The organism is Lelliottia amnigena, from assembly GCF_019047465.1.
In the GTDB taxonomy this organism is placed as follows: Bacteria; Pseudomonadota; Gammaproteobacteria; order Enterobacterales; family Enterobacteriaceae; genus Enterobacter; species Enterobacter amnigenus.
The window spans coordinates 3,882,943-3,904,246 of the sequence record NZ_CP077236.1 but is presented as its reverse complement, the minus strand read 5'-3'; the positions used below and the strand labels follow the sequence as shown (position 1 = coordinate 3,904,246).

Sequence of the window (21,304 nt, the reverse complement as noted above, 5' to 3'; positions counted from 1 at the left end):
ACTGTGGCTTCACAACTCTCCAGTCAATTAACCCAACGGTTTTTTCGCTATTTATCCATCACCAGCCAAAGCGATCCAAAAGTTAAAACACTGCCCTCCACACAAGGTCAGCATGAGATGGCACGTGAATTAGCTAATGAGCTGAAATCACTGGGTTTAACCGATATTGTGATCGATGAATTCGCCACCGTCACTGCCGTGAAAAAAGGCAATGTCGCGGGTGCGCCGCGCATCGGTTTTATTACCCATATTGATACGGTAGACGTCGGATTATCACCGGATATTCATCCGCAAATATTAACATTTGCAGGAGAAGACCTCTGCCTGAATAAGGAAAAGCAGATCTGGTTACGCATTAATGAACATCCCGAAATTCAGGCATATGCCAATGAAGAGATTATTTTCAGCGACGGGACCAGTGTATTAGGCGCCGATAATAAAGCGGCCGTCACGGTGGTGATGACGGTGCTGGAAAACCTGACGGCTGAGCATCAGCACGGCGATATCGTGGTGGCGTTTGTGCCTGACGAAGAGATCGGTTTATGCGGGGCAAAGGCGCTTGATCTGAAACGCTTTGATGTCGATTTTGCCTGGACTATCGACTGCTGCGAACGGGGTGAAATTGTTTATGAAAACTTCAACGCGGCGGCGGCGGAAATTCGCTTTACCGGCGTGACGGCACATCCCATGTCCGCAAAAGGAGTCTTGGTCAATCCGCTGCTAATGGCGATGGATTACATCAGCCATTTTGACCGTCAGCAAACGCCGGAATGCACGGAAGGCCGCGAAGGTTATATCTGGTTTAACGGGATTCAGGCCGGGCAAAACGAAGCCGTATTGAAAGCCAATATCCGTGATTTCGATCGCGACAATTTTGCTGCACGTAAACAGCAGATTGCCGATGTTGTCGACAAGATTACGGCTCAGCACCCCACTGCGAAAGTGGACTACCGTATCGAAGATACCTACAGCAACATCAGCAATGCGATTGGCGAAGATCGCCGTGCGATCGATCTGATGTTTGAGGCGATGGAATCACTTGGCATCACGCCAAAACCGACGCCGATGCGCGGCGGAACCGACGGCGCGGCGCTTTCAGCAAAAGGCCTGCTGACCCCGAACTTCTTCACCGGCGCGCATAACTTCCACTCGAAGTTTGAGTTTTTACCGCTGTCGTCGTTCGAGGCCTCATACAAAACGGCCCTGCAGATTTGTCTGCTGGCTGCGCGTTAAGCCGGTTTACGGGCCAGTAGCGTGGCGAAACGCAGTTTGATGCGATTGCCGTTGGCGTCGGTGCGATGTAATTCACCGACGTCTTCGTTATATTTCAGTGTTACCCAGCCTTCATAATAGCGGCTCAATTCGCCGCTTTTGAACGCGAACGGGAAACCGACGTTGCACGGATAATCGTCGGTATCCATCGCCGCAACAATCAGGTTATAACCGCCCGGTTTAGTGCAACGTTGCATATTGGCAATCAGTCCCGGAATGGTTTTCGTTTCCAGGAACATCATCACCACGGTCGACAGAATAAAATCATACTCGCCTTCAAAGCTCAGGCTGTTCAGATCTTTGATCGACGTATGCAGGTTGGTAATCCCCTCTTCCGCTTTGATGCGCTCGAGATTCTCGATGCTCATCGGATTTTTGTCCCATGCGGTGACGTCATAGCCGTTCGCCGCCAGATACAGGCTGTTACGGCCATTGCCACAGCCCAGATCCAACGTTTTGCCCGGTTTTACGATCCCTGCGCTGTACACTACCTCGGAGTGAGTCCGGGTCATGCCATATTTTTCGGTAAAGTAATTGTCATCAACAAGAGTCATTCTTTTTCCTCAGCTTGCATAAGCGTTGCTTTATCTGAACGAACCAATAGTTTTCCCTGCATCAGCAAAATAAAGGTGCGCACGAGCAGCAGCGCAATGATGCAGTTAGTGAAAATAAACAGCGGCACTGCAAGGGCAGCAAAAAAACCTGACGAACTGCTGTGCCCCAGATGCAACCCGGTCGTCGCCAGCGCGGAGACGCCGAACGAGAAGCTCCAGAAAGATGCGTTAAACGGCTGCGAGAGATACCACGGCATCAGGCGCAGCATAAACAGCAACTGCAGCAGACCGTAACCAAAGAGCATTTTGGCAAAGGTGTCGGCTTCGCCACCGTTCACGCTCAGCCACGCGCTACAGGCCACCAGCGCAGGTGCCAGCTGGATGCCCAGCGAAGTCCGCAATGGCGACGGCAATTCTCCGCTACTGCGTAATCGCTGCAAAATAACCGGCTCAAGGCTAAGCCATGAAAAAACGCCCGCGCCCAAAAAAACCAGCCCGGCATCATGATAGCCCAGCGCACCGCAGGCCATCGCGCTAATAAAGTTGTTGGCAACCGTCGGCAGATACAGTCCCGGCGTGGTCGCCTCTTCAGGGTGTTTCCCCCGCCACAGCCCGGCGCTTTGCCAGGCGGAATAGCCAAGTTGAATCACCACGCCTGTCCCGAATAACGCCAGCGAAATGGGGCGACACCACGGGACAAATCCAATCGCCACCAGCATCGTGGTGGCCGGAAACAGGCTGACAAAACTGCTCATCACCGGATGACGCATTTCCGCCAGCACGCTGTGCGGAAAACGCACCGCGCGGGTGATAAATGCCACGGTGAGGAAAGACCATATCAGCACCGCCAGCGCAACTAACATCTCGCCCGGCCAGCGTGATACAGACCAGATTGTGCTGGCATAGCGCCACGCGAAGCCCATACCAATGGTTCCTAAAACCATCCCAAAATAACCGGACGGTAAGTTAAGAACCTGTTGGGATTTGTTACGTTTATGCATTAATTTTAAACTATAAATTATATTTGAAATGCTAGTTTAAGGGGTTTGCGATTCCGTTACCAGCACTTCGCAAGTCGTAAAGTTTGCTACGTTTAGTAAGACGCCCAGCAGAGATAACGCAATGAAAAAATACCGACTCAGTGACGAAACTCGCCTTTATCATTCGCATGACGGAGAAACGAAATCGACCGTCACGCTGAGGCAAATCATTGCCCTGCGCGATTTTCACGATGTGACGGCCGGAACCCAGGGCGGATGGCTGGACGACGAAAGCGCCCTTTCTCACGACGGGAGCTGCTGGATCTACGATGAAAACAGCGTCGTATACGCGGGGGCGCAAATTCAGGGCAACGCCCGAATCACGCAATCCTGTGTAATTAGCCATGCCGCACAGATCGGCGATAACTGCTGGATAGACGCCGCTAACATCAGCCACGGCGCACGGCTTAGTGATGCCGTCACGGTGCAATGTTCTGAAGTGCGCGGCGAATGCCATCTGTACGGTAATGCTCGCGTTCTTCACAACAGTACGATCGTTGCCGCGATTGGACTCACGCCGGATCGAGAGCAGATCTTACAGATCTTCGATAACGCCACCGTCAGCCAGTCGCGGGTGGTGCACCAGGCGCAGATTTACGGCGATGCGATGGTGAATTTTGCTTTTATTGAACATCGCGCTGAGGTGTTCGATAACGCGCTTATTGAAGGCAACGATCTTAATAATGTGTGGGTGTGTGATTGCGCCAAAGTCTATGGCAACGCGAAGCTGATCGCGGGTACAGAAGAGGATGCCATTCCAACCCTTCGTTATAGCTCGCAGGTGGCAGAAAACGCCGTCGTGGAAGGCAACTGCGTGATAAAACATCACGTGCTAATCGGCGGTCAGGCGTGGTTGCGCGGCGGCCCTATCCTGATTGACGACCGGGTCGTGATTCAGGGGCGCGCGCGCATCAGTGGCGATGTGCTGATCGAGCATCGAATCACTATCAATGATGACGCAGTGATTGAAGCTCTAAGCGGGGAAAATATTCACCTGCGCGGCGAAAAAGTCATTAACGGAAACCAGCGTATCACCCGCACGCCGCTATTGGGCGCACTGTGAGCGGATAATTTTGGCGTAACTGTTCACATCCTCGAACTCACCGTTCAAATATTCGGCTTCCTTCATGCACCCTTCCAGCGCAAACCCGTTGCGAACTGCGACATGATTACTCTGCGCGTTCGCCACCCGGCATTTAATGACGAAGCGGCGGATTTCGCCCCGCTCAACGTAATAACGCATAAAGGCCTGTAAAGACTGCGAAAGAATACCCTGACCCTGGCTGGCTTTATCCAGCCAATAGCCGATGTAGCCCGTCTTATTGGTCGGTTCGATAGCATTAAACGAGAGTACGCCTTTCAATGATTCATCCTGAAAAATCAGGAACATCTTCGCGTAACCGCGCTGGTGCAGCATCTGATTACTTTGCACATTTCTGCGCGTATCGTCTTCGCTGCCCACGTGCTGCGCCCAGTCAAATGCCGTCTGTAGCCAGGTTTTATTCTTGATAACCAGCTTGTGCAGTTCGGTGGTGTAGCGTTCATCAACCGCCCGCAGCTCGATGCGGTCTGTCACGGTGATGGTTTCGGATGGAATGTCGGTCATTGCCCTCACCTTATTCCTCTCCCAAACGGGAGAGGAAAAGAGAAACGTTAGCGCATGACGCGGTCATCAACATAGACACGTTTGTCAGGCGCGGGTGGGAAATACTGATACAGCCAGGTTTCGCTGATCGCATCGCCCTGGCAGCGCAGGAACATACGCATATCGACCGGGTCGGTTGAATCGTTTGTTGGATACCAGTCGAACAAAATGCGATAGCCGTCGAACGGTTCAACATAGAGGATTTCGACCTGTCGCGCTTCACCGTTTGAGAGCGTAATGACCGGCTCGATACCTTTCGGCGCAGCGGCTTTTAAATCACCGCCAACGAAATCAATGGCGAAGCGACGTGCCCAGGTTTTCGGGTAGTTTTCGCCCGGCGCCCAGCCTTCCGGGAAGCCGCCCATCCCCGTGCGCGTGGCATACACATTTGCCAGCGGAGAACGTACCGGTGGCTGCGCGCTCCAGTACAGGCGATATTTGAAGTCCAGCTCGTCGCCCGCTTTAACCGATTTTTCGGGCTGCCAGAAGCACACGACGTTATCCAGCGTTTCACCCGTGGTCGGGATCTCCATCAGGCCTACGCTACCTTTGCCCCACTGGTTGCGCGGTTCAACCCACAGGCTTGGACGCTTGTTGTACCAACCCATGATGTCCTGATAGTGCGAAAAATCGCGGTCAAGCTGGAGAAGACCAAAGCCTTTCGGGTTTTTGTCCTGGTAGGCGTTGAACTGTAATTTCTGCGGATTATTCAGTGGACGGCAGATCCATTCGCCGTTCCCACGCCACATCGCCAGACGATCGGAGTCGTGGATTTGTGGGTGAATGGTATCGCACATGCGACGTTCGTTATTTCCGCAGCTAAACATGCTGGTCATCGGGGAGATGCCAAGCTGTTTGATATCTTTACGTGCATACAGGTGGTTATCCACCTCCATGATCACCTGGCTCTTCTCGCAATGAATCACGAACTTATAAGCGCCAGTGATACTTGGGCTGTCGAGCAGCGTGTAGACGGTAAAGGTGGTGTCGCCCGGTTTAACGGTTTCAAACCAGAACGAGGTGAAATCAGGGAACTCTTCTGGCGTATCCGTAAAGGTATCAATCGCCAGGCCGCGCGCGGAAAGACCGTATTGATACGTGTCATCTACCGCGCGGAAATAGCTCGCGCCAAGGAAAGAGACAATATCGCGACGCGCTAGTTCAGGCGCTTTGAACGCGCGGAATCCGGCAAATCCTAAGTCGCTTTGCCCTTCGAGTTGTTTCGTATCCACACCCGCATCGTTGTAGTTAAACAGTTCAGGACGGAAATGAATTTCACGCGCCTGAGACGAGGCGGAATCCAGCGAGAACATCCGTACACGGCGGCGGAAACCCATCCCCATATGGAAGAATTGCACGTCCAGCTGACGGTCTTCAATATTGTTCCACAGCGACTGTTTCGCATCGTATTGAATGGCGTTATATGCCTGCGGCGTCATGGTCGCCAGCGTGTTTGGCAATGGACGCGGCGCACCACCCCACGGGGTTTGCGCCAGATCGTGCGCCATGGATTGCAGTACGGAGAAGTCAAAGCGACGACTCTGGCCGTCGGCAATATCGGAATCTGCGGCAAATGCCGCGCGGGAAAAGAGCGTTGAGAGTCCGGTTGTACCGCTCAGCGCGGCCATTGCCAGCGAGCCCTGTAAAAAACGTCTGCGATTCATGCCTGAGAAAACGTCCTTATGGTCGTGAGAATGAGTTTCGCGCGTGGCGAAACGACGGCAAGAAAGAACGCACAGCCTAAACAAAAACGGTTAAAAATCCAATTGTTGAGCGGTGATTATCTGAACAAAGCGAGAAATATATTCTGTCGAGGGGAATGAACTGAAATGAGCGTAAAGTTAAGTATAAATTTGGGCGTGGGAGAAATAAAAAAGCCCCTGATGGACATCGTCATCAGGGGCTAATCAGGCGCACTATTATTATTTTACGCTGACATCGATACCTGGAAAATATTTCTGCGCCAGTTTATCGATCGTTCCGTCAGCCCGGACTTTTTCAATGGCCGCATCGAGCTGTTTCTTGGTGGCTTCGTCACCTTTGCGTAGCCCAAAGCCGATCCCGCTGCCGAGGATCGTGTCGTCAGACACCGGTTTGCCGATAAATCCAAACCCTTTACCCTGCGGTTTGCTCAGGAAACCTGCCTGACCGGCCGCTGACATCACGAGAGAAGCATCAATACGGCCATTCAGCAGATCGCCCCATGCCATATTCTGATCTTTATAAGACACCACGGTGACACCGTGCTTTTCCCAATGCTCTTTTGCATAGGTTTCCTGAATAGAACCCTGCAATACGCCGATGCTTTTGCCTTTCAAGCCTTCAGGCGTCGCTTCAATACCGGTACCTGCTTTACCCACCAGCTGCGAAGGGATGCGGTAAATCGGCTGGGTGAAGTCGATGCTCTGCCGACGCTGATCGGTGATGTTCATCGCGGAGTTAATGGCGTCGAATTTTTTTGCCATTAATCCTGGAATCAATGCATCAAAAGAGGTTTCGACCCAGCTGCATTTCAGTTCAGCGGCTTTGCAAATCGCTTTGCCGAGATCGATGTCGAACCCTTCCAGTTCGCCCGAGGCATTGCGGCTTTCAAACGGAGGATATTCGGCTTCAAGGCCGTAGCGAAGTTCAGTTGCTGCCAGCGTCGAAAACGAACACAGCAATCCCATGCCGACAACTAACGCGTTAAATTTCATCTCAAAACTCCTTAGCGTGGTTTAACCCGACACAGGGCCTGCGCACCTGCCCGTAATGTCGCCTCATCTTTCGCAAAAGAGAGGCGAATCAATTTGTTATCTGTGCCATCAGCGTAAAACGCCGACAGCGGAATCGTCGCCACGCCACATTCAGTAATCAGGCGTTTGACCATCTCGCTGTCGCTCTCGTCGCTGAAATGGCTGTAATCGGCCAGCAGGAAGAACGAACCTGCGCTGGGCAGTAATTTAAACGGCGAGTCCGACAGTAAATTTTGCAACAGATCGCGCTTACGCTGATAAAACGCGGAGAGCGAAAGCCAGGTTTGCGGATCGGCCATATGTTCAGCAAAGGCGTATTGCATAGGGGTATCGGCCGAAAACATCAAAAATTGATGCACTTTGCAAATTTCATCCATCAGTTCTGCCGGAGCAACACAATACCCCACGCGCCAGCCGGTGACATGATAGGTTTTTCCGAATGATGAAATGATCACGCTTCGTTCCGCCAGCTGCGGGTGCGTTGCCATTCCATGATGTGGTTTTTCGTCAAACACGACGTGTTCGTACACTTCGTCAGACAAAATAATAATGTCGGTGTTTTGGGTGATCGCCGCCAGCTGTTGTAAATCCTCAGCAGAGAAAACCTGCCCGCTGGGGTTGTGCGGCGTATTAATGATAATCATCCGGGTGCGGCTGGTGACCGCCGCACGAACTTCATCCCAGTCTACGGCAAACGCCGGAACCGTCAGCTTGATCGCGACCGGTGTAGCACCTTGCAACCGCACGATGGGCGCGTAGCTATCGAAAGACGGTTCAAAATAGATAACTTCATCGCCGGGATGCACCAGTCCGCTGATCGCGGAGTACAGCCCTTCGCTGGCGCTGGCGGTGATCAGCACTTCAGAGCTGGCGTCATATCGCGTGCCGTAAAGGGTCGCGATTTTATCGACGATACGCTCTTTAAGGGGAGGCAAGCCGGTCATCGCCGCATATTGATTATGACCCGCTTCCATCGCACGCGTTACGCCGGCGATCAGATTAGGGTCACAAGAAAAGTTAGGCGCGCCTTGAGAAAGATTGATGGCATTGTGCTGGGCAGATAGCTGGCCAATCACGGTAAAAATCGTCGTGCCCACATCAGGCAGTTTAGAACGGGTATGCACAGGGGTACGTAATGTCATCATCAATCCTTTCTCGTGGATATTGCATAACTATTCAACAAGAAGGTGATGAAGACGACAACCGAATTGTTGTCATAGTCGCCATGATCAAAACGCATAGCTCGCCTAATACTCAACTGCCGGAAGATATCGTTAAGAGGGTTTTGCGATGGGTGAACGTGCTCTTTGCATCCGAGCGGGATGATTAAAATGGGATCACATAATCGTGTTGCAAACCCAGGGTTCAGTCGCAAAATAAAAAAATCTCCGCCATGATTTTAATTATTTAATTTACTCCCTAAAACTGTTTCCCATAAATCAATATTTATTGTGAATTTTTATCACCTCATTAATTCATGGAACTGATTTACATTTCATTCAGTTACTCACGCAGCAAATATTAACATTTAAAAAAACTATAGTATTTGCCGAAATAATTAAAAGGATATTAGGATTCATTCGATTCATGATATGGACGAAAGTTCACTCACGTCATAATAAAAATCGTTTAAAGGATCGAAAAATGAAAAGAAAAGTTCTGGCAATTGTCATCCCCGCTCTCATGGCTGCAGGCGCTGCTCACGCGGCAGAGATTTATAATAAAGACGGCAACAAACTCGATCTGTACGGTAAAGTCGATGGGCTGCACTATTTTTCTGACAACACGTCCGCAGACGGTGACCAATCCTATGTTCGTCTGGGGTTCAAAGGTGAAACCCAAATCAGCGACCAGCTGACGGGCTTTGGCCAGTGGGAATACAACGTTCAGGCCAATAACACCGAAGGTTCTGAGAACCAGTCATGGACGCGTCTTGGTTTCGCGGGTCTGAAGTTCGGCGACTACGGCTCATTTGATTATGGCCGTAACTATGGCGTGCTGTATGACGTGGAAGGCTGGACCGATATGCTGCCTGAGTTCGGCGGCGATACGTATTCCCAGTCCGACATCTACATGACCAGCCGCGCTAACGGCGTTGCCACCTATCGCAACACCAACTTCTACGGACTGGTGGATGGCCTGAGCTTTGCCCTGCAGTATCAGGGTAACAACGAAGACTCAGGCAACGGTAACGAAGGCACTAATAATGGCCGCGACGTCCGTCATGAGAATGGCGACGGCTTTGGTATTTCCACCACGTATGATTTAGGGATGGGGATCAGCGCAGGCGCGGCCTATGCTTCTTCTGATCGCACCAACGCGCAACAAAACGACAGCAGCGCCTATATGGCTCAGGGTGAAAAAGCCGATGCCTGGACTGCGGGTCTGAAATACGACGCCAATAATATTTATCTGGCAACAATGTATTCCGAAACCCGTAACATGACGTCGTACGGTACTTTTGACGATACCCACGCGGGCGGCGTTGCAAATAAAACCCAGAACATTGAAATCACCGCGCAATATCAGTTCGATTTCGGCCTGCGCCCGGCCATCTCTTATTTGCAGGCAAAAGGCAAGGATCTGACCTATAACGGATTTAACGCTGATAAAGACCTGGTTAAATATGCCGACGTAGGCGCGACCTACTATTTCAACAAAAACATGTCCACCTACGTTGATTATAAAATCAACCTACTGGATAGCGACGATCAATTCTATAAAGATGCAGGTATTGCAACGGATGACGTTGTCGCGTTAGGTCTGGTTTACCAGTTCTAATTGCTGACAAAAAAAGCCTGCCATCTGGCGGGCTTTTTTCATTTATTGACACATTCGGCAAGCTAATGTGTGATGGACGACATGATAAAAACGCATGCCTGGAGTGTTTATGTCGCGCCGTACCTTTCCCCACAATGCTGTAGACGCATTTCTGATCACCGCGCGTCACCTGAATCTCACTCACGCCGCCAAAGAACTGTGCCTGACCCAGGGCGCTGTCAGTCGTAAAATCGCGACGCTGGAATCCTGGTTCGGCTTTCCGCTGTTTGAGCGCCATGCTCGCGGACTGCGGCTTTCCCCTCAGGGCAGCGCTCTGCTTCCTGACTTACAGTCAGCCTTTGAGCACTTACTCACCGTGGCCGAACAAGCGCGCGCGCAACAAACCGTCGTGCGCCTGAAAGTGCCGACATGTGCAATGCGCTGGCTGATCCCTCGGCTGATTCAGGTCGAACGAGAGCAGCCAGAACTACAAATCGCCCTCACCACCACGACCGATCATACGGTGAATTTTAAAACCGAATCCTACGATGCCGCGATCGTGTTTGGTACGCATTTGAGCGCTGGCGATCTGCTTTTTGAAGAAGCCCTGACGCCAGTGATGAGTCCGCAGCGAATGGATTCGGCTCTGGATACGCTGACGTTTCTTCATCCGACCCGTGACAAAACAGACTGGTCACTCTGGCTGTCCAGACAAGAAAACGTCGCGCTGGTGATGCACAAAAACCAACACTTCGACACAATGGACCTGGCAATCACCGCCGCGATGCAAGGCCTTGGCGTGGCGATTGCTGACGAAACGCTGGTAGAAGAAGATATTCGCGCCGGACGGCTGGCGCGCCCGTTTAACACCAGCGTTAAAACCGGCGCAAGCTATCGGCTGCTGTTACGCGATTCGCATGGAAAGACTGCTGGGCTGGCTGCTTTTCGCGCCTGCTTACTCAATCCAGACTCACATGGTGCTTCATAACGCGTTTAAACAGGCTCATCCGGGCGCGCATAAATCGGTATTCCAGCTTGAAAACTGCATGTTTATTCACACCGAGATGCAAGAGCACATCGCGCCCTTTTCGGGCAGCGGGCCATCGGACCGGGCCATGAAGGGCATCACAGGTTCGGCTGGCGTGACGCGCGAAGTTGACCCAGTAATCGGCCACGTGGCCAGAAAACGCCAGATCGCGCTCGTTCACATACTGCCGCGACGGCTCAATCTGATTTAACGTATCAAACACATACGGAATTTCATTGCCGTGCCACGCGCCGTTTGAATAGGTTGCGTGTTCCGCCTCGGCAACGTAATCAAACCAGTAGCGCCAGCACGGTTCGCCCACCCGCTGTTGCGCCTGCATCACGACAAAACCCATGGTCGTGAACGCCATGTCGCGACACACCTGTCGGCCCAGCTCTGCATCCCCTTTCACGCCAGGATAAAGTAACTTGATTAACCCAAGACCAAACCGGCGCTCACGCCGTAACTTTTGGATTTGCCCGGCCAGGTCTATCCCGAAAACGGCCATCACGCTCGCTTCATCACTGTTTGAGCCAATCATCACCGGAACAGGATGCTGGCGCGCAGCAAAAAAAAGATCCAGCATCGGTTCGGGTAACACGCAGTCGCCCACAATCGGGGTCGGTGCCACATTCAGCGGAGCCTCCAGCGACCAGAATGCGTGCGCGGGAATGGCACGCAGCTGTTCCGCCGTCGCGTTTTGCAGGCCGAAATGCCCCGCCAGCGTTTCACCTTTTTGCAGCGCATCCCCACGCGGGGTATCAGGCAAGGTATAACCACTCTGCACGATCGCTTTGTGAAACAGCCCTTTCGCCAGCGGCGAAGTCAGCAATGACAGCACGCTGCGGCCCCCAGCGGATTCCCCAAAAAGCGTAATATTGCTTGGATCGCCACCAAACGCTGCAATGTTGTCACGCACCCACTCAAGGGCGGCCATTTGATCGAGCAGCGCAAAGTTATGCACAATGCGATCTTCGTCGTCGCAAAGCGCGGGATGGGCAAAGAACCCCAAATGCCCCAGACGATAGTTCAGCGTCACAACCACCACGTCCCGACGCGCCAGCGCCTTTCCGTTATAGGGAGGCAACCCGCCGGCGCCAATCGTGAAACCGCCGCCGTGCAGCCAGACCATCACCGGCAGCGGCGCTTCGCGTTTCACCGGCGACCAGACATTCAGATACAGGCAGTCTTCAGAGAATTCACCGGGGTCTCCGCCGCCGAGCTCCCGGCAGTACTCGCTGTTTTGCCAGCTTGACGCTGAAAATGCGTTGGCCTGACGAATGCCATGCCAGGCCGCAGGTGGCTGCGGTGAGCGCCAGCGCAACTCACCAACGGGTGGCGCAGCATAGGGAATACCGCACCACACATGGACATTTTCATCGGTTAAACCGACTAAACGGCCCTGACACGTCTCAACCACCGGGAAAGATGAATTTTCCATACCAACCTTTATTTTCCATCACAGCCCAGCAGAGTAACGTTTTCAGAGCAAACCACAACGACGTTTACTGCGCTCTTCCGCCTGCTGATACAGCGTAAATTCATCGTTGACTGCACATCCCAGCGCGGTTTCAAACGCCGCCTGGCTGGAATTACCATGGCTTCGCGCCTGGGTTTCATTGCCAAGATTCGACTGGAAAATACCTGCAGCGCTTACCGGAAGAAAATCTTCATAAACGATTGGCTGCGCCACGACCCACCCTCGCTCAATCAGCGGTTGCGGATCGTCACCGGGGCGAAATGCCTGGCGGTGTGACTCGCCCGCAGGCGTCAGACGGTAGCGAAAATAGGCTAATTCCTGTCGGCGCAGGAACATTTCACTGTCCGGGAAGGCCTGAAACACGTCACGTAAATGGAGCTGATGCGTCAGATTGTCCTTACCGGTTCCCGCTTCACCCAGTAGACGGTCATAAAGCTCGCGGCCTTTCGGCGTTAACGCCACGCCACGCTGTTCGATCTCACCAAAACGGGCGGTATGCGTTCCACGATGTTCGCCGGCAAAAAGCACCGGCTCTTCCAACGCTTTGAAACTGGTTTGGCGCAATAGGACCGGCACGTCGCGTCGCGGCGGCCCTTCAATCACAATTTTCGGTTCAATACCGTATTTCGGCATCAACTCCTGCACCCGATCGATATCCAGCGTGCGCGGCGTCAGGTGGTTAATATGGCATCCGGGGAAACAAACCACATCGGCGATAAGACGATGCTCATTGTGCAGAGCCAGATACGTTTCCTGGTCGACAAGCGCGTGGCTGTGCCAGCGGAACGTTTCCAGCGCTTCCTGAACAAACTCGCGCGCCTGAGATTCCGTAAAGTGGCCTTCAGACTCATGCAGATCGATCAGTTCCAGACAGCGCGGGGTAAAAATAGAGCGTCGGGCCAAAATATCCGCGGCACGTTCACGCAGCGCCACGTTTTCAATAAGCTCCAGCCGGAGCAATGAGGTGAAGACACGGAAAGGATTTCTCGACAGCGCAGCATCATCGATGGGCCGAAACGCCGTCGAGTGTACCGGCACGCCCGCCTGTGAGAGATCGTAATAGCTGACGGGGTGCATCCCCATAATCGCAAACATCCGGCGTAACGTGGACAGTTCTTTTGCACTGCCTACGCGGATTGCGCCATGACGCTCGACATTCAGACGCGCGAGTTCATCCGCATTCGCGAGTTGTTCATGTAAGTGCGGATTATTTTCCAGTACCGCCAGATTCACATCTGCAACCAGTTCCAGCAATGTGCCGTATTGTGGAACTTCCTGCTGGTACATCGCTGACATAGCCTGCGAAAAGTGTTCCCGAATATCATCAGCCGTGATGGTGTTCGCCATGATGTCATGCTCCCAGTGAATAATACCTGGAGTGTAGAGAAGGCTTTCCGCCTTCGGGGGGAAGAATTTCCAATCTGTGATCCTGATAGCCGAGTGGTTATTCCCTGCGCTTAGACAGCGCTCCCCCACCTTTGTGTCAGCGCCTGCGACTTATTAGCCTCAGTAAGAAAATCTTGTTGTAACTCAATTACATCAAATGTTAATAATATTTTGCTATCAGGTTATCAAAATTAAACATCTTCCCTTGTCTCTTACCTCGCTCTATTCATAACATCGGCTATGGAAAAAAATGGTTTGTTTAGTCAGCGCATACGTTTGCGCCATTTGCACACTTTTGTGGCCGTCGCTCAACAGGGAACGCTGGGGCGTGCGGCTGAAACTCTTAATCTTAGCCAGCCTGCGCTCTCAAAAACACTGAATGAACTGGAACAGCTGACCGGCACACGTTTGTTCAATCGTGGCCGTCTTGGCGCACAGCTGACGCTGGTCGGTGAGCAGTTTTTAACGCATGCCGTAAAAGTACTCGACGCGCTGAACACAGCGGGTCAGGCGCTGAACCGCAAAGACAGCCAGGACACCGACGTGGTCCGCGTGGGAGCGTTACCCACGGCTGCGCTCGGCATTCTGCCCGCCGCTATCGGCCAGTTTCACAAGCAGCAAAAAAATACCACGCTACAAGTGGCTACCATGAATAACACCATGCTGCTGTCAGGGCTGAAATCGGGAGAACTGGATCTGGGGATTGGCCGCATGTCTGACCCGGAACTGATGGTCGGTCTTAATTATGAACTTTTGTTCCTGGAATCACTGAAACTGGTCGTGCGCCCTGGACACCCTTTATTACGTGACACTGTCACACTAAGCCGGGTCATGGAATGGCCGGTAGTCGTTTCCCCGAAAGGCACCGCGCCGCGCCACAACGCCGAAGTCATGCTCCAGATGCAGGGCTGCACATTACCGTCAGGCTGTATCGAAACGCTTTCAGCTTCGCTTTCTCGCCAGTTGACGGTGGACTATGACTACGTGTGGTTCGTCCCCTCCGGCGCGGTGAAAGAGGATTTACGTCAGGGCTGTTTGTCGGCGCTCCCGGTGGCATCACCAGGCGCCGGTGAACCTATCGGCATCCTGACGCGCGTGGATATCCCGCTTTCTTCCGGTGCGCAGTCGCTTCTCAGCGCCATCCGCAAATCCATGCCTATCTGATTCACCCCCTTATGCTTCTCCGACCCGTCACGCTGACGGGTTTTTTGTTTCTGTTATTCAAATAATGCGAAATCTTTCATTAACAATTGCGCAAAACAATTTAACAGTTTTATCATAGCCGCGAATTCACCAAATGGTTCATTCGAACTTTATTCACGTGCGTTCGAAAGCCGTACAAACGGTATATTTTCAATAAATCATTATTAAATCCGAACTCAATTACCCATATGGTACATGCGCAGCGTGGCGTTACGGGGAAAATACGAGGTCTTTAAGGAGACAGAAATGGCATTTGGCAGCGCGCCGCGCGGGATAGCAAAATTCCTGCAGTGGCTCCTGGTGGGGCTGATGACAATCATCGGCCTGGCAATTGGCGGCTTGGGCTTGAAGCTCGCTACCGTCGGGGGAACCTGGTACTTCCTCATCGTTGGCGTAGTGATGTTGATCTCCGCCTTTTTAATTTTCACCCGTCGAATCAGCGGGATCATTCTTTACGCTGTCGCCTTTATTGCATCGATCTTTTGGGCAGTGAATGATGCTGGCTGGGATTTCTGGCCGCTGTTCTCGCGCCTGTTTACCCTCGCCGTCCTCGCCTTTCTATGTGCCCTGGTTTGGCCCTTCCTGCGTGCGGCGAACCGCAACGTACCCGTGAATAAAAAACCGGCTTTCATGCTAGCGGCTATTCTCGCGCTGGCGATGCTGGTGAGCGTTGGCTGGATGTTCAAACCGCAAACGCTCGTTGCCGCGAATGAGCCCGTTCCGGTAAAACCGGTTGCGCCTGGCGAGCAGCAAAAAAACTGGGAACATTGGGGGAACACCACACACGGTGACCGCTTTGCCGCGCTGGATCAGATCAACAAGCAAAACATCAGTACCTTGAAAGTGGCGTGGACCGCGCATACGGGTGACATTCCGCAGAGCAACGGCTCCGGCGCTGAAGATCAGAACACTCCTTTGCAGATAGGCGACACGCTGTTTGTCTGCACACCGTACAGCAAAGTGCTGGCGCTGGATGTGGATTCTGGTAAAGAAAAATGGCGTTACGATTCCAAGGCCACCGCGCCAAACTGGCAGCGCTGTCGTGGTTTGGGTTATTTTGAAGACACTCAATCTGTGACAACGTCACAAGTAAACACTCAGCCAGCAGCCTGCCCGCGTCGCCTGTTCCTGCCGACGACGGATGCCCGCCTGATTGCGATCAATGCCGATACCGGCAAGCTCTGCGAAGACTTTGGCGATCGTGGCATCGTCGATCTCAGCGTTGGTATGGGCGAAATCAAACCCGGTTATTACCAGCAGACCTCAACGCCGCTGGTGGCCGGGAATGTGGTCGTCGTCGGAGGCCGTGTCGCCGATAACTTCTCCACCGGTGAACCGCCGGGCGTGGTGCGTGCGTATGACGTTCGTACCGGTAAACTGGCATGGGCATGGGATCCGGGAAATCCTGCTATCACCGGCCTGCCGCCAGAAGGTCAGACCTATACGCGCGGTACGCCAAACGTCTGGTCGGCCATGTCTTATGACGCAAAGCTGAACCTGATTTATCTCCCGACCGGAAACGCGACGCCTGATTTTTACGCGGGTGAACGTACCGCCCTGGACGACAAATACAGTTCATCCATTGTGGCCGTTGATGCAACGACCGGTCAGGTGCGCTGGCATTATCAAACCACTCACCACGACCTGTGGGACTTTGACCTGCCGTCACAACCGCTGCTGTACGACTTGCCGGACGATAAAGGCGGCACGACCCCGGTTCTGGTGCAAACCAGCAAACAGGGCATGATTTTTATGCTCAACCGCGAAACCGGTGAGCCGGTAGCGAAAGTCGAGGAACGTCCTGTCCCTGCGGGCACGATTCAGGGCGAACGCTATTCTCCGACGCAGCCGTATTCTGTCGGTATGCCGATGATTGGCAACCAGACGCTGACCGAATCCGACATGTGGGGGGCGACGCCGGTCGATCTGCTGCTGTGCCGTATTCAGTTTAAAGAGATGCGTCATCAGGGCGTCTTTACGCCGCCAGGCCTTGATCGTTCCCTGCAGTTCCCGGGCTCACTCGGCGGCATGAACTGGGGCAGCGTTTCGGTGGACCCGAATAACGGCCTGATGTTTGTCAATGATATGCGTCTGGGGCTGGCAAACTATATGGTGCCGCGTGCGAACGTCGCCAAAAATGCCAGCGGCATTGAGATGGGAATTGTGCCGATGGACGGCACGCCGTTTGGCGCAATGCGCGAGCGTTTCTTGTCGCCGCTGGGCATTCCCTGCCAGAAACCGCCATTCGGGACGATGTCCGCCGTGGATCTGAAAAGCGGCAAGCTGGTGTGGCAGGTTCCGGTAGGGACCGTTGAAGATACCGGTCCGCTGGGCATTCGTATGCACATGCCTATCCCAATCGGGATGCCAACGCTGGGTGCATCGCTGTCCACGCAGTCAGGGCTGCTGTTCTTTGCAGGGACGCAGGATTTCTACCTGCGCGCGTTTGATACGGCGACCGGGAAAGAGATCTGGAAAGACCGTCTGCCAGTGGGCAGCCAGTCGGGACCGATGACCTACGTCTCACCGAAAACTGGCAAACAGTACATCATCATTAACGCGGGTGGCGCACGCCAGTCGCCGGATCGTGGTGATTACATCATTGCCTACGCGTTGCCTGATAAACCGTAACCGGGTAACACGTTCTACGGCCCGCCGCGTAATGTGACGGGCCGTTTTTTTACGGTGCGACAGGCGCTAGCGTCACGGGTTTATGCAGGGTAAATTCCACCTCAAAATCCCGACTCACGCTTGGTGACCAGCAGCTGCGGGAGACCGCTTTCCACGTTTCGGCAAAGAAGGCTTTATCGCCTTTTGCACTGTAATTCGTTGCCCGTCCATTCGGTTTCACATCAAATTTCACCGCGACTTTTCCTTCAAATTCCTGCGCTGCCGCCTGCGCTGGGTAGATCGGCTGCACCTGATACACCTCGCCGTTGCAGTCAGGCTGTTGGGAATCCGTAGCGTTGTCTTTGGTCGAGGCGGAGCCCCCTATCGGAAAGGACAATCCCGCGCCCACTCCTACGCCGTTGCTTCCTCCGCCGATGCCGAAACCACCCACGCCCACCGAGCAACCGGTCAACAGGCTGGAAAGCGCGATCAGGACGGTCATACGTTTTGCTGGATTCATTTCGTTATCACCATAAAAAAAGGGTTCATGCCAGAACATGAACCCTTTTTACACAGGTTGGTGAGACAGTCAATCCAGAGGGATTAGAAGGTTTCCCAGTTATCGCCGCCGTCAGCCACTGCATGACGCAACGGGGTAGACTGCGGAGCAGCCGATGGTTTTGCACTGCGAGACGGCGCAACGCCGTTCAGACGGAATGCCCCTACCGCCTCGGTCAGACGCGCACCCTGCTCTTCCAGCGATGCCGCTGCTGCGGAGGCTTCCTCCACCAGCGAGGCGTTCTGCTGGGTCACTTTGTCCATCTCAGAAATCGCCTGGCTGACCTGAACAATGCCACGACTCTGTTCGTCGGACGCCGCTGCGATTTCGAGCATAATATCGGTGACGCGTTTAACGGCTTCAACGATATCATTCATGGTATTACCCGCCGCGACCACTTCGCCAGACCCCTGATCGATAAGGGTGACCGACTCATTAATCAGCCCTTCAATTTCTTTCGCGGCGTTCGCACTGCGGCTCGCCAGCGTACGCACTTCACTCGCCACAACCGCGAATCCACGGCCCTGCTCGCCCGCACGCGCGGCCTCAACGGCCGCGTTCAGCGCCAGAATGTTGGTCTGGAAAGCGATGCTGTTAATGACTGCGGTGATTTCAGAAATTTTCTTCGAACTGGTGGAGATATTGCTCATGGTTTTCACCACGCCGGACACCATCTGGCCGCCGCGGCTGGCTTTCCCGGAGGCATCTTCTGCCAGTTTGCTCGCGTGATGGGCGTTATCGGCGTTCTGTTTCACCGTCGCCGTCAACTCTTCCATGCTGGCTGCTGTTTGTTCAATCGCGGCCGCCTGCTCTTCGGTACGAGACGAAAGGTCGGTGTTACCGGCAGAGATTTCGCTGGTTCCTCGATAAATCTCTTCCGCACCCTGACGAACGGTACCAACCGTGTTCACCAGCGAGTGCTGCATGGTTTGCAGATCGTGGGTTAAACGTCCGATTTCACTGCGACCGGTCAAATCGTCCGCCATCGTCAAATCCCCTTTCGCAATCAGTTCAATGCGGCGGGCAGCGCGTTGCAGCGGATTAATAACGGTACGGCGGAGAACCACAAAAGTCATCGCCGTCAGGACCAGGGCCAGCGCAAACGCGCCAACCATAAACATCAGGCCCTGTTGTGTGCGCTTGTGCGCTGCAGAAGTGAGTAAGTTCGCGCGATCGGTACGGATCTTAATCGCTTTCAGCAACACCTCGTTATACGCATCGTCCAGTGGACGAGCGGATTCATTTTCGTGGTTAATAATGGCTTCAAACATGCCGTTTTTGGCGTATTTCAGCATAGGCTGAAGCCCGGTGATGTAAGCGTCAAAACGCGTTTTCAGATCTTTATCCAGGGCTTCGTCCGCAGGAGTACGAACCGAACGATTCATATACATCGCAAAGCTTGCCTGGGACTGCTTAATGCGCGTCTCAGCTTCGGCGATGTTTTGTTTCATCGCATCCATTTCAGCAATACGGCTTGCCGCGCCCGCATGAATCATGTTGATTCGCGCAGTGCGTAAATGGTTTGAACTGTTAGACAAACCCGTTCGGACCTGAATTTCTTGCGTGACATCTTGCTGATCGTTATCGGCTTGCAGCAGGAAATACCCCGCCAACACCGAGCTCAACGCAAATAACAAAATGATGCCACCGAGAATTGAGGAAAACAGCGGAACCAGCCGGATGTGATGCAGGAAGCTCAGCGTTTGCGGGCTTCGCATCTTTTTTGTGTTGTCCATGACCGTCGACTCTCTTATATGGATGAAGTGCGTATAATTACGCCTGTGAATAAATCATCGGCAAATCAGAGAATTTGATTATGGTTAAAAGCGCCAGGTGGGTCACACTTTAGAGAAGATTATTAAAGAAATGCCAGCGGCGGAAACCGCTGGCAAAATAATTAGTTGCTGCCGAAATGTATGACGGTACGGATGGATTTCCCTTCATGCATCAGATCGAAGGCTTCGTTGATTTGATCAAGCGGCAAACGGTGCGTGATGAACGGGTCGAGATCGATTTTACCGACCATGGCATCTTCAACCATACCCGGCAATTGGGTACGCCCTTTTACGCCACCAAATGCGGAGCCACGCCATACGCGGCCAGTGACCAGTTGGAATGGACGGGTTTTGATTTCCTGACCTGCACCGGCCACGCCAATGATGATGCTTTCGCCCCATCCCTTGTGGCAGCACTCGAGTGCTGAACGCATGACATTCACGTTACCAATACATTCGAAGCTGAAATCGACACCCCCATCGGTCAGTTCAACAATCACATCCTGAACCGGTTTGTCGTAATCTTTCGGGTTAATGAAATCGGTCGCGCCCATTTCACCGGCTAATTTGAATTTCTCCGGATTTGTGTCAACTGCCAGAATGCGTCCGGCTTTCGCCTGTACCGCGCCCTGGATCACCGCCAGACCAATTCCCCCGAGACCAAACACGGCCACCGTATCGCCTTCTTTTACTTTCGCGGTGTTGTGAACCGCGCCAATACCGGTCGTGACGCCACAGCCCAGCAGGCAGACTTTATCCAGTGGCGCTTGCGGGTTAACTTTTGCCAGCGAGATTTCTGCACACACGGTGTATTCGCTGAACGTGCTGGTCCCCATATAGTGATAAATCGGCTCGCCGTTGTAAGAGAAGCGCGTGGTGCCATCTGGCATCAAACCTTTACCCTGGGTGGCGCGAACGGCCTGACACAGGTTCGTTTTGCCGGATTTACAGAATTTGCACTCGCCACACTCTGCGGTGTACAGCGGAATAACGTGATCGCCTGGCTGCAGGCTGGTGACGCCTTCGCCCACTTCAACCACCACACCACCGCCTTCATGCCCTAAAACCGCCGGGAAAACGCCTTCTGGATCGTCGCCAGACAGCGTGAATGCATCCGTATGGCACACGCCAGTGTGAGTGATTTTAACCAGAACTTCGCCTTTCTTAGGCGGCGCGACATCTATTTCGACAATCTTCAGCGGCTGGCCTGGGCCAAATGCGACGGCTGCACGTGATTTCATAATGTTTTCCTTTCGGG

At 53.3% G+C, this 21,304-nt stretch carries 18 protein-coding genes; 7 read left to right on the top strand and 11 right to left on the bottom strand.

Going from position 1 to position 21,304, the window contains the following annotated elements; all coding sequences use genetic code 11:
* The first annotated feature begins 3 nt into the window (after positions 1-3).
* On the top strand, positions 4-1,233 hold the full coding sequence (gene pepT / locus I6L74_RS18400; protein WP_059178853.1) for a peptidase T: 1,230 nt from the start codon (positions 4-6) through the stop codon (positions 1,231-1,233).
* Here the strand turns inward: pepT and tehB are convergent.
* Positions 1,230-1,826: a tellurite resistance methyltransferase TehB gene (tehB, locus tag I6L74_RS18395; RefSeq protein WP_059178852.1), complete on the bottom strand. Its 597-nt coding sequence runs from the start codon at positions 1,824-1,826 to the stop codon at positions 1,230-1,232. The genes pepT and tehB overlap by 4 nt on opposite strands.
* Positions 1,823-2,827 carry a dicarboxylate transporter/tellurite-resistance protein TehA gene (gene tehA, locus I6L74_RS18390; RefSeq protein ID WP_059178851.1) on the bottom strand — a complete coding sequence of 335 codons (1,005 nt, stop codon included), beginning with the start codon at positions 2,825-2,827 and terminating at the stop codon, positions 1,823-1,825. Before tehA ends, tehB begins: the two co-directional genes overlap by 4 nt.
* A gap of 121 nt (positions 2,828-2,948) precedes the next feature.
* Between tehA and ydcK the strand changes: the two genes are divergently transcribed.
* Positions 2,949-3,929, top strand: coding sequence for a YdcK family protein (ydcK, locus tag I6L74_RS18385; RefSeq protein WP_059178850.1), 981 nt, complete (start codon positions 2,949-2,951; stop codon positions 3,927-3,929).
* Here ydcK and rimL read toward each other — a convergent pair.
* The 4 genes from rimL to I6L74_RS18365 all read right to left on the bottom strand — a co-directional run bounded on the left by rimL (position 3,912) and on the right by I6L74_RS18365 (position 8,388).
* Positions 3,912-4,472: a 50S ribosomal protein L7/L12-serine acetyltransferase gene (gene rimL, locus I6L74_RS18380; protein WP_072241836.1), complete on the bottom strand. Its 561-nt coding sequence runs from the start codon at positions 4,470-4,472 to the stop codon at positions 3,912-3,914. The genes ydcK and rimL overlap by 18 nt on opposite strands.
* 47 nt (positions 4,473-4,519) lie before the next feature.
* Positions 4,520-6,175 carry a glucan biosynthesis protein D gene (locus tag I6L74_RS18375; protein ID WP_059178849.1) on the bottom strand — a complete coding sequence of 552 codons (1,656 nt, stop codon included), beginning with the start codon at positions 6,173-6,175 and terminating at the stop codon, positions 4,520-4,522.
* Between the two features lie 258 nt (positions 6,176-6,433).
* Positions 6,434-7,207, bottom strand: a complete 774-nt coding sequence (locus tag I6L74_RS18370; protein WP_059178848.1) for an ABC transporter substrate-binding protein — start codon at positions 7,205-7,207, stop codon at positions 6,434-6,436.
* An 11-nt stretch (positions 7,208-7,218) separates the two neighbouring features.
* Entirely contained in the window at positions 7,219-8,388 is a 1,170-nt protein-coding gene (locus I6L74_RS18365) for a pyridoxal phosphate-dependent aminotransferase (protein WP_059178847.1), read from the bottom strand.
* Here I6L74_RS18365 and I6L74_RS18360 point away from each other — a divergent pair.
* From I6L74_RS18360 to I6L74_RS18350, 3 genes are all read left to right on the top strand, one after another.
* Positions 8,382-8,576, top strand: coding sequence for a hypothetical protein (locus I6L74_RS18360; protein ID WP_059178846.1), 195 nt, complete (start codon positions 8,382-8,384; stop codon positions 8,574-8,576). The two genes, I6L74_RS18365 and I6L74_RS18360, sit on opposite strands and share 7 nt — an antisense overlap.
* A 314-nt stretch (positions 8,577-8,890) precedes the next feature.
* Positions 8,891-10,027: a porin OmpC gene (gene ompC / locus I6L74_RS18355; protein ID WP_059178845.1), complete on the top strand. Its 1,137-nt coding sequence runs from the start codon at positions 8,891-8,893 to the stop codon at positions 10,025-10,027.
* Between the two features lie 109 nt (positions 10,028-10,136).
* Positions 10,137-10,994, top strand: coding sequence for a LysR family transcriptional regulator (locus tag I6L74_RS18350; RefSeq protein WP_059178844.1), 858 nt, complete (start codon positions 10,137-10,139; stop codon positions 10,992-10,994).
* Here I6L74_RS18350 and I6L74_RS18345 read toward each other — a convergent pair.
* Both I6L74_RS18345 and hglS read right to left on the bottom strand, forming a co-directional pair.
* Positions 10,966-12,474: a carboxylesterase/lipase family protein gene (locus tag I6L74_RS18345; protein WP_059178843.1), complete on the bottom strand. Its 1,509-nt coding sequence runs from the start codon at positions 12,472-12,474 to the stop codon at positions 10,966-10,968. The two genes, I6L74_RS18350 and I6L74_RS18345, sit on opposite strands and share 29 nt — an antisense overlap.
* A 42-nt stretch (positions 12,475-12,516) precedes the next feature.
* Positions 12,517-13,860, bottom strand: coding sequence for a 2-oxoadipate dioxygenase/decarboxylase HglS (gene hglS / locus I6L74_RS18340; RefSeq protein ID WP_059178842.1), 1,344 nt, complete (start codon positions 13,858-13,860; stop codon positions 12,517-12,519).
* A gap of 279 nt (positions 13,861-14,139) precedes the next feature.
* Here hglS and I6L74_RS18335 point away from each other — a divergent pair, with 279 nt between their 5' ends.
* Both I6L74_RS18335 and I6L74_RS18330 read left to right on the top strand, forming a co-directional pair.
* Positions 14,140-15,063, top strand: coding sequence for a LysR substrate-binding domain-containing protein (locus I6L74_RS18335; protein WP_059178841.1), 924 nt, complete (start codon positions 14,140-14,142; stop codon positions 15,061-15,063).
* A 285-nt stretch (positions 15,064-15,348) separates the two neighbouring features.
* On the top strand, positions 15,349-17,733 hold the full coding sequence (locus I6L74_RS18330) for a glucose/quinate/shikimate family membrane-bound PQQ-dependent dehydrogenase (protein ID WP_059178840.1): 2,385 nt from the start codon (positions 15,349-15,351) through the stop codon (positions 17,731-17,733).
* A 49-nt stretch (positions 17,734-17,782) separates the two neighbouring features.
* On the opposite strand, the gene I6L74_RS18325 is transcribed toward I6L74_RS18330, so the two are convergent.
* From I6L74_RS18325 to I6L74_RS18315, 3 genes are all read right to left on the bottom strand, one after another.
* Entirely contained in the window at positions 17,783-18,232 is a 450-nt protein-coding gene (locus I6L74_RS18325; protein ID WP_133115696.1) for an energy transducer TonB, read from the bottom strand.
* Between the two features lie 83 nt (positions 18,233-18,315).
* Entirely contained in the window at positions 18,316-20,007 is a 1,692-nt protein-coding gene (locus tag I6L74_RS18320; protein WP_059178838.1) for a methyl-accepting chemotaxis protein, read from the bottom strand.
* A 161-nt stretch (positions 20,008-20,168) separates the two neighbouring features.
* Positions 20,169-21,287 (bottom strand): S-(hydroxymethyl)glutathione dehydrogenase/class III alcohol dehydrogenase, encoded by a 1,119-nt coding sequence (locus tag I6L74_RS18315; protein WP_012017351.1) that lies wholly within the window; start codon positions 21,285-21,287, stop codon positions 20,169-20,171.
* Between the last annotated feature and the right edge of the window lie 17 nt (positions 21,288-21,304).

Coding starts and splice junctions, on each gene's coding strand:
- tehB (WP_059178852.1), bottom strand. CDS start 1,826: ATGACTCTTGTTGATGACAATTACTTTACCGAAAAATATGGCATGACC.
- tehA (WP_059178851.1), bottom strand. CDS start 2,827: ATGCATAAACGTAACAAATCCCAACAGGTTCTTAACTTACCGTCCGGT.
- ydcK (WP_059178850.1), top strand. CDS start 2,949: ATGAAAAAATACCGACTCAGTGACGAAACTCGCCTTTATCATTCGCAT.
- rimL (WP_072241836.1), bottom strand. CDS start 4,472: ATGACCGACATTCCATCCGAAACCATCACCGTGACAGACCGCATCGAG.
- I6L74_RS18375 (WP_059178849.1), bottom strand. CDS start 6,175: ATGAATCGCAGACGTTTTTTACAGGGCTCGCTGGCAATGGCCGCGCTG.
- I6L74_RS18370 (WP_059178848.1), bottom strand. CDS start 7,207: ATGAAATTTAACGCGTTAGTTGTCGGCATGGGATTGCTGTGTTCGTTT.
- I6L74_RS18360 (WP_059178846.1), top strand. CDS start 8,382: ATGTCATCATCAATCCTTTCTCGTGGATATTGCATAACTATTCAACAA.
- I6L74_RS18365 (WP_059178847.1), bottom strand. CDS start 8,388: ATGACATTACGTACCCCTGTGCATACCCGTTCTAAACTGCCTGATGTG.
- ompC (WP_059178845.1), top strand. CDS start 8,891: ATGAAAAGAAAAGTTCTGGCAATTGTCATCCCCGCTCTCATGGCTGCA.
- I6L74_RS18350 (WP_059178844.1), top strand. CDS start 10,137: ATGTCGCGCCGTACCTTTCCCCACAATGCTGTAGACGCATTTCTGATC.
- I6L74_RS18345 (WP_059178843.1), bottom strand. CDS start 12,474: ATGGAAAATTCATCTTTCCCGGTGGTTGAGACGTGTCAGGGCCGTTTA.
- hglS (WP_059178842.1), bottom strand. CDS start 13,860: ATGGCGAACACCATCACGGCTGATGATATTCGGGAACACTTTTCGCAG.
- I6L74_RS18335 (WP_059178841.1), top strand. CDS start 14,140: ATGGAAAAAAATGGTTTGTTTAGTCAGCGCATACGTTTGCGCCATTTG.
- I6L74_RS18330 (WP_059178840.1), top strand. CDS start 15,349: ATGGCATTTGGCAGCGCGCCGCGCGGGATAGCAAAATTCCTGCAGTGG.
- I6L74_RS18325 (WP_133115696.1), bottom strand. CDS start 18,232: ATGAATCCAGCAAAACGTATGACCGTCCTGATCGCGCTTTCCAGCCTG.
- I6L74_RS18320 (WP_059178838.1), bottom strand. CDS start 20,007: ATGGACAACACAAAAAAGATGCGAAGCCCGCAAACGCTGAGCTTCCTG.
- I6L74_RS18315 (WP_012017351.1), bottom strand. CDS start 21,287: ATGAAATCACGTGCAGCCGTCGCATTTGGCCCAGGCCAGCCGCTGAAG.